The sequence below is a fragment of the Paenibacillus sp. J22FR5 genome, assembly GCF_059691975.1.
The window spans coordinates 27,923-40,963 of sequence record NZ_JCAUAN010000033.1 but is presented as its reverse complement, the minus strand read 5'-3'; the positions used below and the strand labels follow the sequence as shown (position 1 = coordinate 40,963).

Below are 13,041 nucleotides of genomic sequence, written 5' to 3'. Positions count from 1 at the left end.
AATGAGAGAAAACTCGTCTTTACATTATAAAGATTCTACCATTTGGGTTGTCAATTAACTAGGGATTCGCTACAATATGAGAATAAGTTCATGTGTGAGGAGGGATCTTGTGCTGGGGATATTGAAGAAATGGATGCAGAAACCAAAACAGGAACCGAAGCACACAGTGGATTACAAAACGATGGAAATCGACGTTGTCATTAAATGTTTTGTTTCGGATAAGGAGAAGCCGTTTCGAGTCATTTTTAAAGTGGAGAAACAAGGCTCATTCTTTTCGAAAGATATTTTTGTGAAAAATGTGGATACCAAAACTTCCTACGAGCTCGTTCATAACTTTTCCACACTTGGCATGAACAATGAAGAGTTGAACAAGTATGAAAGCACAGATTATGCTGAGTACAGCTTCGCTACTTTAGAAGAAGCCAAAAAGGTAAAAGATACAACCGTCGATTACATACGCTTTCTGATCCGCGAGCATCAACAAGAGACACTCGCCAAAATTTCATAAGGTTCTACAAAGAAAGGAGCTGGCGATGGATTCGCTAGCTCCTTTCTTCTCGTTCTTATATCCGCAGATTGGATGTCTAAGCTTCTGCCTTCTGCAGTTGCACGATCTCTTTCAAACGATGCTGGCGAAGCTTCGTAATCGATGTGTATTTGGATTCGGAGCCCCTGACCTCGAAAAATACTTTGCCATCTTGAATATGTTGAATTTTTCTTGTATTCACATAGCAATCGGTGTTCACTTTGAAGAAGCTGCTGTCTGAGGTCATACTTTGGATTTCCTCCGTATTTAAGCGCTTCTTGATATGGTAGTTCTTCCCGTGGAAAGAGACAAGTCCATGTTCACCAACGCGGAAATACATGATATCCTTTTCTAAGATAAAATCCTCATACGTGTTTTGTACTTCGAGCGCTACATTCATTTTTTTGCCCCCTTTTTAAAATGATAACGCTTACATGATTTGAGACGGTTTTATCTTACCATAATCTGTGGGGAATGAAAAGGCTTTCGCAACTAAAAAAACCAACATATTTCTCCCGCAAGGGAAGATTATGTTGGTTTTCCGCTGTTTTTGACGAACGAACACTTATTTCCTCGGAAATAATTTATAGTGGAATGTTGCGTGCAACCCAAACCCCAGCAGCACCCGCTTGAGCTAGGCCTCTCGTAATTCCAGCCCCATCGCCGCCGCAAAATAGGCCTTTGATTTCGGTTTCAAAGCTCTCACTTAGCTTAGGACGAGCGGAGTAAAACTTCGCTTCAACACCATAGAAAAGGGTATGCTCGGATGCGATACCAGGGGTTACTTTTTCAAGAGCATGGATCATCTCAATCAAGCTTTTCATCGTATTGTAAGGAAGAACTAGTCCTAGATCTCCAGGTACTGCTTCCGATAAAGTGGGTTCTAGGAAGCCTTCGCGAATCCGTTCAGCCGTTGATCTGCGGCCTCGCATAATATCCCCGAACTTCTGAACGATGACACCGCCGCTTGATAAGTCATTCGCATGTTTACATATTTCTCTCGCATATTCGTTGGGCTTATCGAACGGTTCAGTGAATTTATGAGATACAAGTAAGGCGAAGTTCGTGTTGTTAGAGCCAAGTGCAGGATCTTTGTAGGAATGTCCATTGGCTGCCATGATACCGCTATGATTCTCAACCACAACGTGTCCAGAGGGGTTACTGCAGAAGGTCCGTACGCGTGTACCTACGGAAGTGTTATACACGAATTTACCTTCATACAAATGTTCGTTTATTTCACGCATAACGACATCAGAGGTTTCGACGCGGACACCGACATCGACTTGATTGTTCGACATTTTGAGGCGGCGTTTTTTGAGCACCTGTGTTAACCAGGCCGATCCGTCTCGTCCGGGAGCCAACATCACATAGTTACTTAGATACTCTGTACCATCCTTCAAACGAATCCCTTGAATGACATTCTTATCTTCTTTTTTCGTGGTGATAATATCATCGACTTCGGTTTTGAACTGCATATCAATACGCGTTTTCAAATATTCATAGATGGACTTCAAGATCATGAGGTTCTGCTCCGTGCCCAAATGACGAACCTGAGCGCGAAGCAGTTTTAAGCCAGCTGCATAGGAACTTTGTTCAATATCTTTCACCGCTTCGGTTGTAGGATCCGTTATGTTTTCTGTTGCCCCGTGCTGAAGATTGATGCTGTCCACATATCGAATAAGTTCCATGACTTTACTCGGTGCCAAATAATCCGTCATCCAGCCGCCGAATTCGGTCGTGATGTTGAATTTACCATCACTATAGGCACCTGCTCCGCCAAAGCCAGAGGTGATCGAACACGCAGGAAGACAACCGGAGAAGTCTTTCTTACCAGCTGGAGGCGGGCAAAGCTTGATTTTATTTTCAAGAATCGGACAACTGCGCTTGTAAATATCGTGGCCTTTGTCAACGAGTAATATTTTCGCATTCGGGTGAAGCAAGGTCATCTCATAGCAGGCAAAAATGCCGGCTGGTCCTGCACCTACAACGATAAAATCATATGCATTCATGGCAGCGATCTCCTTCGGAACAGTCATTTTTGGACGCAAAAAAACCTAGCCACACGGGTATGCCAAAGTGAGCACCCGTCGTAGCTAGGAAGTTATGGCTTCCTCTAGAGACCCTTAAGCCAATTCTCAAGGATATACGAACGTTTCATACATATGCGGCTGTTTGTTATCGACTTGACTATCATAATACGAACATTTGGTGTTGTCAATCTGTTAATGTTCGTGAAATCACAATATCAATATCATAAGCGAAAAAATTAAGCAGCCAAAGTGTGTCGAAACTAAATCGGTCCGCGTTGGCTGCTTAAATTAAATTTTATGAGTTGACATAAGGTTGTTTAACCGGTTTTAATTTGTCTTGTAGAAGTCTTTTTCTTGGGGAATTTGCTAATCAGATCTGACAAGTAATTTATTGTTTTTTCTGTATTGAAATTTGAAATATTGCTTTCGTTACTTACTTCTGTAAGTAGTTTGTTTGCCCACTCTGCGCCATCTTCGTAAAGGCTCTCATTGGTAAGATGACTGTGATTATTAAATAATTCAATTACTTCTGTAGAATCTGAAATTAGTTCCTCTAGATGATTCGCAAATAATTGTAAGTAATTCTCAAAAAATAATTTTTCCTTTGAATCTATTTTTAATGACTGTGCGTATGATTCAGCCGCTTTGAAGAAATACTCCTCTGCTTTTTCATTATCTAATTCGATTAGCTTTGTAAAACAATTCCCAATATTGTTAAAGGCTCCTGAGTATTTACTCAATTTAAGACTATCCGAATAAATGCTGATAATTTCTTTATAAAGCTCAGTGCTCGCAGTATCTAATTTGTCCGTTTCGTTATGAAGTAAAAATGCTTTATTGAAATATGCATCTGCAACCAGCTCTTTTTCCCCGTTTTTCAACAATTCGTCCGTATTTGTTAATACTTGATCGTAAAGTCCCAATTTAAAATAATGATTGCCCATGATTTTAGTATCGTTTTCAATGTCGTCAATCGCTTTTTGAACTAGGTTGGACGTTGATTCGTTAAGGTTAGTCGCTATATTATTGTTTTCTTCTTCAGGTAACATAGGTACGATATTATCTACGATGTTCTTTACATAAGTAAATGGTTTCAAAACATAAGAGGGAGGAAAAATGCCCAATTTAAGTACTAATTTGCATAAAAAACTGTCAGAATCATACCCTTTGACATAAAAGGCATACCTATCTTCAGACAAAAAGTTTTCTAACAATTCTTGATGTGGTTCATTGTCTTTATAACCTATCCAATAGAGGCGATAATCAAAAACGGGAACCTGCTTTAACAAGCTATAGATTACATCATTTATACCGCTATAACCGATAATAATCCAAAGACTATTTTCATTGATTCGCTTAAATAGTTTTTTTAGTTTTTCAGCTTGTTCTTCCACCTCTTTGACGGTATTCATGATTTTAAATCCAGTATATTGCCCATGCAGATAGAAAATACATTTATCAGGGATATTCTCCGGCTTGAATTCCTCATATGCCGCTAAATCATAGATTGGAGGGAATTCATCAGCCATACTGCATGCCCTGATCAATAAATTATCAAAGTTCGGAGTTAAAATCCTGTGTACATATCCTTCTTTCAACAGTTGGGCAATGGCGAGATGACCCATATTCACTTTAGCTTCTTTGACTAGTTTTGTTATTAATCTTTTTCTTTCCCCCGGAGAAAGTTTATTCATTACGTTGCCATAGGTTTTTTCTTTCACTGAACTGTAAATAGCTGGATAATCTTTTTTGATTATTTCAAGAATACCTTCGGCTGTTGGAATATTGGCAGAAGCTGAACATCCAGCGCCTATCAATAGATTGCACTTAATATTATTTTCTTTAGCATTTCTCAAGACATCAAATAGTCCATCTAAGCTTGAATAAAACGACACATAATCAGCTCCAAATAAAGATTTGTATCAAGTATGTATAGAATTCCGTAATCTTCCATTTTATATAGTATCATTATTCAAGTCCAAGTAAAGTATTTTATTTGGCTTTTTTCTCTTCAGATTCCGGTACATGCACTTCTAGGCTCTAACCCACATACACTAATACTAATCTCAAAGCGGAGGCTACCGAAGCCATCATGCTCCGCAATACACTCAAGGGGGTAGCTGGAATGCCAGGATTGTTTGGTACTATTGCTATGTTGATTAAGCAGCTCACATTGCTTGTGTCCTACGTCAAAAATAATGCGTTTCCACAACCTTTGACTGAGGAAGAAGAAGAAAAGCACTTACGGCAAATGGCTGAGGGGAACGAGCACTCCCGTAATAAGTTAATTGAACATAATTTAAGACTTGTTGCGCACATTGTGAAAAAATTCGACAATACAGGGGAAGATTTGGAAGATTTGATCTCCATAGGGACGATCGGTCTGATCAAAGCTATCGAATCCTTCTCCCCTAACAAAGGGACAAAGCTGGCGACTTTTGCAGCACGTTGTATCGAGAATGAGATCCTGATGCACCTGCGGTCTTTGAAAAAAACTCGCAAAGATGTGTCTCTGCATGATCCTATCGGCACAGACAAAGAGGGGAACGAAATTACGCTCATCGACATACTCGGCAGCGAGGCGGATGATGTGGTGGATGCGGTGCAGTTGAAGATTGAGAAGAGCAAAATATATCGGAACTTAGAGATTTTGGACGACCGGGAGAAGGAAGTTGTTGTCGGTCGGTTTGGGCTTGAATTAGGTGGCGAAGAGCGGACGCAGCGAGAGATAGCGAAAGAGCTAGGGATCTCACGGAGCTACGTTTCGCGGATTGAGAAGCGGGCACTGATGAAGCTTTATCATGAGTTTTATAAAGCGAAGAGGTAAGGAATAGAATCGCATACTTCATTTATTTGGCATCAGATAATGGAGGCGAAGACAATGACAACCTTAATTCAAATTGAGCATGTTAGTAAATTTTACTATATGGGCGGGGAAACGATTCGAGCGCTAGATGACATTTCGCTGGATATCGAACAAGGTGAGTTTGTCGCTATAATGGGGCCTTCGGGCTCCGGGAAGTCCACGCTGATGAATATTATCGGCTGTTTGGACGTTTCGGATGAAGGCTTGTACGTTCTCGATGGGAAGCAGATTCACTCACTGAAGGATTCACAATTGGCCGAGATTCGGAATCGGAAGATCGGGTTCGTTTTTCAGAATTTCAATCTGCTGCCGAGATTAAGCGCATATGAGAATGTGGAGTTACCGTTGATTTATCGGGGATTATCGAGAAAGCAGCGGGAGCCGCTGGTTTTGCAAGCGTTGGAAGCGGTTGATTTGCTGGATCGCAAGAAGCACTTCCCTTCGGAGCTGTCTGGTGGGCAGCAGCAGCGTGTTGCGATTGCGCGCACGTTGGCTGGTGATCCTTCGATTATTTTGGCGGATGAACCAACGGGAGCATTGGACTCGAAGACAGGTGTGGAGATTATGGATATATTCAGGCGGTTGAATGAGCAGGGCAGGACGATTATTGTGATTACGCATGACCGGCAGGTTGCGGAGCAGGCGAAGCGGATTGTTAGGTTCCGAGATGGGCGGTTGGTTCATTAAATTGGTACTAAATATACAATAACTGATATTGGCCTTACGATAACTCGTAGGGCATTTTTGATTTTACAGTATGCTACCAATAGTTTGACATAGGGAGACTGAGGCTGTAAAGCGCTTTAATTGTACTTGGAGAAATCCGATGACTAACATTGTCAATCCCATATTGCGCGGGTTTAATACCGATCCATCGATTGTTCGGGTCGGAGACGATTATTTTCTAGCTACATCCACCTTTACTTCCATTATTTCCAAACAGAACCTACGTGATAAGCAAAGACATTTCGGATGAAGGGGTCTACACCCTTGATGGGAAACAGATTCACGCAATGAAGGATTCACAGCTGGCCGAGATACGGAATCGGAAGATCGGGTTTGTTTTTCAGAGCTTCAATTTACTACCGAGATTAAGCGCATATAAGAACGTGGAGCTACCGTTGACCTATCGGGGATTATCGAGAAAACAGCGAGAGCTATTAGTTTTGCAAGCGCTGGAAGCAGTGGATTTGTTGGATCGAAAGAAGCACTTTCCTTCAGAGCTATCCGGAGGGCAGCAGCAGCGTGTCGCAATTGCACGCACGTTGGCTGGAGATCCGCCAATTATTTTGGCGGATGAGCCTACGGGGGCGCTGGATTCGAAGACTGGCGCGGAGATCATGAATATTTTCAGGCGATTGAACGAGCAGGGCAGGACGATTATTGTGATTACGCATGATCGGCAGGTAGGTAATGGTGAAAGTAATCTTGATCAATTATTTGGTTTGAGGCTCATTAATTCGTTCTTACTCTGTAAAACCCGTGCAAAATTGCGCGGGTTTATTTTTAATGTATATTGGTAGTTAAAAGATAAATGCAAGGCAGCAATAAAATAAAAGGGTTGTGGTGCAAAAATAAAAATGGATAGCAAATACCCAACAAATTGTAATTTAACTATGCCACTATACCAAATATTTTATTGAGCCAATCAACAGCAGAATGGACAGACGAATTATTTTTCGCCTGTCCTTTACTTATCATATGCATGGCCTCGATTCCCTTCAACGTCTGTTCTGCAGTGTGAAACGATTTGAAACCAAGCATCGGTTTTGTGATTTTCTTTATGAATCGATGATCTTGTTCAACAATGTTGTTTAGATACTTAGTTTGTCTAACCAATGTTTCTTTTGGCAGGGCTTTTTCATTTATTAATTCTTGTATGGCTGGTGGATATACCGGGTTTTTGTCCAAAGTAATCACACGTGGAAATTGATTATGTGGTGAGGTCAATGCTTTTGTAAAGAAACGCTTAGCTGCCGGCATATCTCGATTTTCAGATAGCATAAAATCAATCGTATTCCCCATAGAATCAACTGCTCTATATAAATACTTCCATTGACCTTTGACTTTGATGTACGTTTCGTCCGTTCTGTACGAATCATTTGTGGGTTTTAAATAGGGGCGGATTCGTTTGTCTATTTCGGGCCCAAATTCATGGACCCATCTCATGATCGTCGTATGGGAAATCTCTAATCCCCGCTCGCTCATTATTTCTACGATATCTCGATAGCTTAAACTATATTTTAAATACCATCGCACTGTTAGTAAAATGATTGCTGATTCATACTGCTTCCATTTAAATAAATTCATTTTGGTTTCCATAGTAACTTGCTCCATCCCATGACTTAATTATCAGTTACGTTATCATGAATTAGAGGTTTGCACCACAACCCAATAGGTCGTATAGGCTAATTAATGTATTAAATATAGTTCTAAAGTAACATCAATCATAAATGAAGTGCTATATATATGGCATATTTACTAAAAATTTATCAAAATTTTTTCATATTCGACAAATAGTTGCATTTATAGCTATGTACGCTTTCGTAATAGTAAAGATATACTCAGATAGTTCCTCTTAATAGGAAATAAATTCCAATAGAGTGAACTACTAAAGTATGGGGGTTAATTAATGAAACATTCGCGATTCGCACGAAAGCTTCTTGTCATTACCTGCACTGTCGCTCTGATGGCAACAAGCGCCAACGTAGCATTTGGAGCTAGCGCTAATCAGTCCAGTGCAGGTCAACTTAAAGGTAGTACTATATCGCCTCTTCAGCAAGTGAGCCATAATCCTTCTGTTGATCTAAACAAACCACAAAAGTATATTGTCAAGTACAAGAATCTTAGTAAAACTCCCAAGTTTAAAAACCATCCCGACAATCAACAACCAAAGCTGCACCAAATTCACCAATTTAAAAACGCTAAGCACAGCAAGAATGCTAAAGTATTGTCTGGTGCGTTAGATCCAACTGATGTTCAGACACTTAAGCAAGACCCTGATGTCGAATACATTGAACCTGATTTACCCGTTTCCATGGCTGACGATCAAACGGCCCAAGATCCGAGTGTAACTGCATCCACATATTCTGGAGAGACGTTGCCGTGGGGGATAAGAGCAATCGGTGCAGACCTTACATTGAATGCTCCTAGCGCGGATACGCAACGGACGGTTAAGATTGCGGAGCTCGATACGGGAATTGCAAATCATCCTGATCTCAATGTTGCTGGAGGCGTTTCCTTTGTCTCTGATGGCGGCAGCTATGCAGATGACAATGGACACGGGACTCATGTTGCGGGTACGATCGCAGCACAATATAACGGAATTGGTGTCGTAGGCGCGGCTCCTAACGCGCAATTGTATGCGGTCAAAGTGCTCGATAACACAGGAGCAGGTACATACAGTAAAGTCATTGAGGGTATTCAGTGGAGTATCGATAATAACATGGACATTATCTCCATGAGCTTTGGTGGGACTGATGATAGTCTTGCTTTGCATGACGCGATTCAAAATGCCCTTGACCATGGCATTCTCGTTGTTGCCGCTGCCGGTAACCAAGGGGCAGGGCAAGAAACCGAGCTCTACCCAGCTCAATATGATGGTGTGCTATCCGTAGGTGCTATTGGTCAAGATCAGCAACGCGCACCCTTTTCCAGTACGGGCTTGCATTTATCATTAGTTGCCCCAGGCGTAAACATTTTCAGCACCACGATGGATGGAAATTATGGATCAATGTCAGGCACATCCATGGCTGCGCCTCATGTAACAGGTGCGGCTGCTAGACTATGGGCATCTAATGGTAGTTGGGTGAATACCCAAATAAGAGACCAATTACTTCAAACGGCAACTCCACTTGGCGATGCGCAACAATATGGGCAGGGTGAACTGAACCTGGCTAAAGCGTTAGGACTCGTTAATGGACCTATAGCACCGATCATAGATTCAACTTCTACATCGACACCTGTCTTAAATGATCATTTCGATGTTAGAGCCGAAGACGACAGACTGGTTGCACTTTCTAATTCCTTGCAATCCCTCTCAGTTACTGCACTAACATACGGTAATACCGATCTGGCTGCGCAGCTCACCCAACAATACAATGATCTCATTACGACAAGCTATAATCTTCATCAACTTCCGAACGATACAACAAGTCAATTGAATAAAGACGATGCTGCTCAGTCTGCAAGTGTAGAAGATGACTATTTCCAGTCTCAAGCGGATGCCTTTAAAAAGCTAGATGACACACTCACGCAGACCGTTGTATCCGGTATGAGTCAACTGCCTGGAAATCAAAATAGCGGCGATGCAACGGCTGAGAGTTACAACAAGACGGGTAACGGGCAGTCCATAGTGGCAGGAAATGTTGCGATTGTCGGTGTTACGCTGGATACTCCAAAATCGAGGATCAACGTCACGGTTTATCCGCAATCTAACCCGAATAATATCGTTGCAAGTCAAACCTATAACAACTCACCTGCCAATGTGACGCTAGGGTATGCGTGGTTGACATCGAGTACAACACTTGCCGGTACCTATATCGTAAGGTGGAATTATCCAGAAGCGCCAGGATATGATGACTATTGGACGGTGTACGTTACCAAACCTGTGACACCGCCTTTACCAACATATCCGACGTTAATTGTTAACAGTCCGCTTGATGTCAACCTTCCAACAGGTCAATCTCGCGTGTATGCATTTACCCCAAGCAGTACAGGTTCGTATAATTTGTTTACAGGACCATATGGCGGGACCGGTGGAGATAACGATACCGTGCTAGAACTTTATTCAGACTCATCTTTAAGCAAGTTGTTCATTTCGCCGAATGATGACTATAATGGAACACACTTCTCACAACTTTCTGCAACCTTAACTAAGAGCACCACCTACTATCTGAAATTACGCCCTTTTAACAGCAGCGGCGCTGTCAATGCGAGGCTTACTGCTATTGTAACCCCACCACCGGCACAGTCGATCAGTTTGAGCTCAACTGTGGATGTGAATTTACCTTCGGGTCAATCGAAAGTTTTCTCTTTTACTCCTTCCGCATCTGGTGTATACAATATTACAACGAATTTTTTCGGAGGAACTAGCAACAGTGGTGTAAACGATACAGCACTTTATCTCTATAGTGACCCCAACCTGGGTACACAAATTACCTACAACAATGATGCGAATGGGACAAAATTTTCTGAAATCGACTACGCCTTGACAGCCAATAAAACGTACTATATCAAGGTTGCTGGTTATAATAACGGAGCAGTTTATACAAGATTCTCTATCAATCCGGCACCACCACCAGTTACAGTTCTTAACCTTAACACACCGGTGGATGTTGACAAACCTGCAGGCTCATATCAGGTCTTCAAGTTAACACCAGCGACAACGCAAATGTATAAGATTACTACAAGCTATTATGGAGGAACAAGCAGCAGTGGGACCAACGATACGATGTTGTATGTGTATAGTGATGCTGCTTTGACGACACAAATCCCAAATGGCTATAACGACGATGCGAACGGAACGACCTTCTCGGAAGTGAAGGTAAACCTGACAGCGGGAACTAGCTATTACATCAAGATTGTCGGTTTCGCAGGACGGAACGTTCATGCTAGACTTACGGCGAGCATGTTTCAGTTGACCACAGACCACCTCATTTGGCCAACCTCGTCCGACCAGATTACACAATATTTTGGAGAATTGTCCGACAAATTCCCTGGCACATATAGTTCGGGACTTGAAGTGCAGGGTATAGCAGGAGGTAACGTCACATCCGCCGTAAACGGTTTGGTAACCTTTAGTGGTACTTTAACAGGTTATGGGAATGTCATATTCATCAACACGCTGTACAACGGCAAAAATATACAAACACGTTACGGCCATTTGCAGGATCGGATCGTAAAGGTTGGAGATGCTGTATCGGTCGGACAACTGATCGGCCATATGGGAAGCACAGGAAGCACAGTAGGTGGCGCTGTACTCCATATCGGGGTGTTGGAATCTACGGATGGGAATTCGGTCCGTGTAGATGCAAGCAATGCGGCAAGTCGAGCGAATGCCAAAGATAAAAACCCGATCGCGTATTTCACTGTTCCCAACTCGGGAAATCGTAGCTATTTAGCGCGACCCTTCGCGATAGGCCGAGTGCCAGGAGATAACTTCCATCTGCTGAGCGGAAGCAGTGCAGCATCCGTTGAAACAGGCACTGTTTACGGGGCTCAAGACCCTGCGGATGGCTATGAACCCGAGGATCGTTACCAGCGTAATGAAAACATTAACAGCGGAGAAGCGTACCTGAAAAAAAGGGTAAAGCGTTATTTGGTAGATATGCAACTCATAACGTTGCAGGATTCTGCGAACGAAGTCAAATTCGACAACTATTTGACTAGAAATTCTGTATTGGTTTGGTATTCGGCACGAAACGTGGCAAAAGTGAGTCTGTCAGGTAGAACTAGATTCTTTGGTCCTGACATCGGCAACGCAACGAATCAAAACGGCCATCTAGTAATTAACGAACAAGATTTCGATGATTATTTTGAGGGTTATCAACCGACAGAGCTGAGTCTGCTGAAGAAATCTGCCAACGGCGAATATGCGTTGGAGTGGGATGGGACTTTCTTATACGGTGTGGATCCGAACCAACTCTACAGCATGAGTGTATACAATCCGAACAGTAACCACTTAGCGATTTTGGATTTTATCAACGCCATGGGCCGTCAATGGGAAGGCAAGCATTGGGGCAAAACCTACCAAGACGAGTTGAACGAGCTACAATTGTCGTTAGATGTTATGTCCATGTTACCGATTCCAATTATTTTCGCCGTTTCGCAAGGCTCGAACCTTATTATTGATGTGGCCCGAGGCAAGAATGTAAGCGCGTTGCTCCGCTCAGGAGGACTTGCACTAGGGGTTGTTGGCGGCAAAGTCGTTGGGCGACTTACGGGTACGTTAGGAGGAAAGGTCACTCCAAGCTTAAGCGCGGCAGAAAATCAGATTATCATTGGGACTGTTGCGGAGGCTGGTCATGAAGTCTATTATACTGGATATAGAAATCTTTCTGAGCTTGATTATTGGTCCAATAAAGCGTATGAATATATTAGAGGCGGTGCACCTTTATCACAATCAGCTCTTACAAAAGCGATTAACAATTTGAAGGCAACCGGGTTTAGTGCAAGTGATATTACAACAATAATGAATCACGTATTCGTAGAAAACCACGAGATTTTTGGTGTAACAATGCAATTCCATCCTGACGAAGCATTAGCTTACATGTGGCTACGGGCAATACAAGGCAATTTAACAAATACAGAAATTAGTTTCTTTAAAAGTTTGATGTCGCACGAATTAAATGAGGCAAATTACATGGAACAAGGTTTGCCCTATCGTTATGCAGACCCAAGCTTAAAGGGGGCTCATGACCTAGCGGGAAAAATTGCTGAAATTTGTGTTGATTTTTACGATACACGGCAATTAAGAGATCTTATCGAAGCTGTTAAAAATATTTTAAAATAACATTCATGAGTTCTCGCTCGCTAACTCAGCGTGATAAATAGCGGACTTTATCGCTGACCCGTAGTTTGCCTCACTGATAATAACATGACGCAAAACACGTTTCTTT

General features: G+C 42.2%; 9 protein-coding genes, 1 pseudogene and 1 riboswitch. Of the genes and pseudogenes, 6 read left to right on the top strand and 4 right to left on the bottom strand.

The features are described 5' to 3' along the window. Nucleotides 1-109 precede the first annotated feature (109 nt). Nucleotides 110-508, top strand: a complete 399-nt coding sequence (locus AC58P7_RS27940) for a hypothetical protein (RefSeq protein WP_497348867.1) — start codon at nt 110-112, stop codon at nt 506-508. Nucleotides 509-584: 76 nt separating this feature from the next. Here AC58P7_RS27940 and AC58P7_RS27935 read toward each other — a convergent pair whose 3' ends face one another. The 3 genes from AC58P7_RS27935 to AC58P7_RS27925 form a co-directional block, all read right to left on the bottom strand. Then, nucleotides 585-926 carry a LytTR family transcriptional regulator DNA-binding domain-containing protein gene (locus tag AC58P7_RS27935; RefSeq protein ID WP_497348865.1) on the bottom strand — a complete coding sequence of 114 codons (342 nt, stop codon included), beginning with the start codon at nt 924-926 and terminating at the stop codon, nt 585-587. 184 nt (nt 927-1,110) lie between these two features. Beyond that, nucleotides 1,111-2,535, bottom strand: a complete 1,425-nt coding sequence (locus tag AC58P7_RS27930; protein WP_497348863.1) for an NAD(P)/FAD-dependent oxidoreductase — start codon at nt 2,533-2,535, stop codon at nt 1,111-1,113. Between the two features lie 61 nt (nt 2,536-2,596). Beyond that, a riboswitch (purine riboswitch) is annotated at nt 2,597-2,695 on the bottom strand. Nucleotides 2,696-2,873: 178 nt separating this feature from the next. Further along, on the bottom strand, nt 2,874-4,451 hold the full coding sequence (locus AC58P7_RS27925) for an SIR2 family NAD-dependent protein deacylase (RefSeq protein ID WP_497348861.1): 1,578 nt from the start codon (nt 4,449-4,451) through the stop codon (nt 2,874-2,876). Between the two features lie 230 nt (nt 4,452-4,681). Here AC58P7_RS27925 and sigK point away from each other — a divergent pair, with 230 nt between their 5' ends. The 4 genes and pseudogenes from sigK to AC58P7_RS27905 all read left to right on the top strand — a co-directional run bounded on the left by sigK (nt 4,682) and on the right by AC58P7_RS27905 (nt 6,945). Next, on the top strand, nt 4,682-5,383 hold the full coding sequence (sigK, locus tag AC58P7_RS27920; protein ID WP_497348859.1) for an RNA polymerase sporulation sigma factor SigK: 702 nt from the start codon (nt 4,682-4,684) through the stop codon (nt 5,381-5,383). Between the two features lie 54 nt (nt 5,384-5,437). Then, complete coding sequence (locus AC58P7_RS27915; RefSeq protein ID WP_497348857.1) at nt 5,438-6,109, top strand: ABC transporter ATP-binding protein; 672 nt, start codon at nt 5,438-5,440, stop codon at nt 6,107-6,109. A gap of 139 nt (nt 6,110-6,248) precedes the next feature. Beyond that, nucleotides 6,249-6,344: pseudogene (locus AC58P7_RS27910) on the top strand (family 43 glycosylhydrolase); the annotation flags it as partial. Nucleotides 6,345-6,435: 91 nt separating this feature from the next. Next, nucleotides 6,436-6,945 (top strand): ABC transporter ATP-binding protein, encoded by a 510-nt coding sequence (locus tag AC58P7_RS27905; RefSeq protein ID WP_497348855.1) that lies wholly within the window; start codon nt 6,436-6,438, stop codon nt 6,943-6,945. A 91-nt stretch (nt 6,946-7,036) separates the two neighbouring features. Here the strand turns inward: AC58P7_RS27905 and AC58P7_RS27900 are convergent, their stop codons facing one another. Then, nucleotides 7,037-7,744, bottom strand: a complete 708-nt coding sequence (locus AC58P7_RS27900; protein ID WP_497348853.1) for an IS6 family transposase — start codon at nt 7,742-7,744, stop codon at nt 7,037-7,039. 310 nt (nt 7,745-8,054) lie between these two features. Between AC58P7_RS27900 and AC58P7_RS27895 the strand changes: the two genes are divergently transcribed. After that, nucleotides 8,055-12,935, top strand: a complete 4,881-nt coding sequence (locus tag AC58P7_RS27895; protein WP_497348851.1) for a S8 family serine peptidase — start codon at nt 8,055-8,057, stop codon at nt 12,933-12,935. Nucleotides 12,936-13,041: the final 106 nt, after the last annotated feature.

What these genes read in the sequence shown, in the direction of transcription:
- AC58P7_RS27935 (WP_497348865.1), bottom strand. Translation starts at nt 926, where the DNA reads ATGAATGTAGCGCTCGAAGTACAAAACACGTATGAGGATTTTATCTTA.
- AC58P7_RS27930 (WP_497348863.1), bottom strand. Translation starts at nt 2,535, where the DNA reads ATGAATGCATATGATTTTATCGTTGTAGGTGCAGGACCAGCCGGCATT.
- sigK (WP_497348859.1), top strand. Translation starts at nt 4,682, where the DNA reads ATGCCAGGATTGTTTGGTACTATTGCTATGTTGATTAAGCAGCTCACA.
- AC58P7_RS27915 (WP_497348857.1), top strand. Translation starts at nt 5,438, where the DNA reads ATGACAACCTTAATTCAAATTGAGCATGTTAGTAAATTTTACTATATG.
- AC58P7_RS27905 (WP_497348855.1), top strand. Translation starts at nt 6,436, where the DNA reads ATGAAGGATTCACAGCTGGCCGAGATACGGAATCGGAAGATCGGGTTT.
- AC58P7_RS27900 (WP_497348853.1), bottom strand. Translation starts at nt 7,744, where the DNA reads ATGGAAACCAAAATGAATTTATTTAAATGGAAGCAGTATGAATCAGCA.
- AC58P7_RS27895 (WP_497348851.1), top strand. Translation starts at nt 8,055, where the DNA reads ATGAAACATTCGCGATTCGCACGAAAGCTTCTTGTCATTACCTGCACT.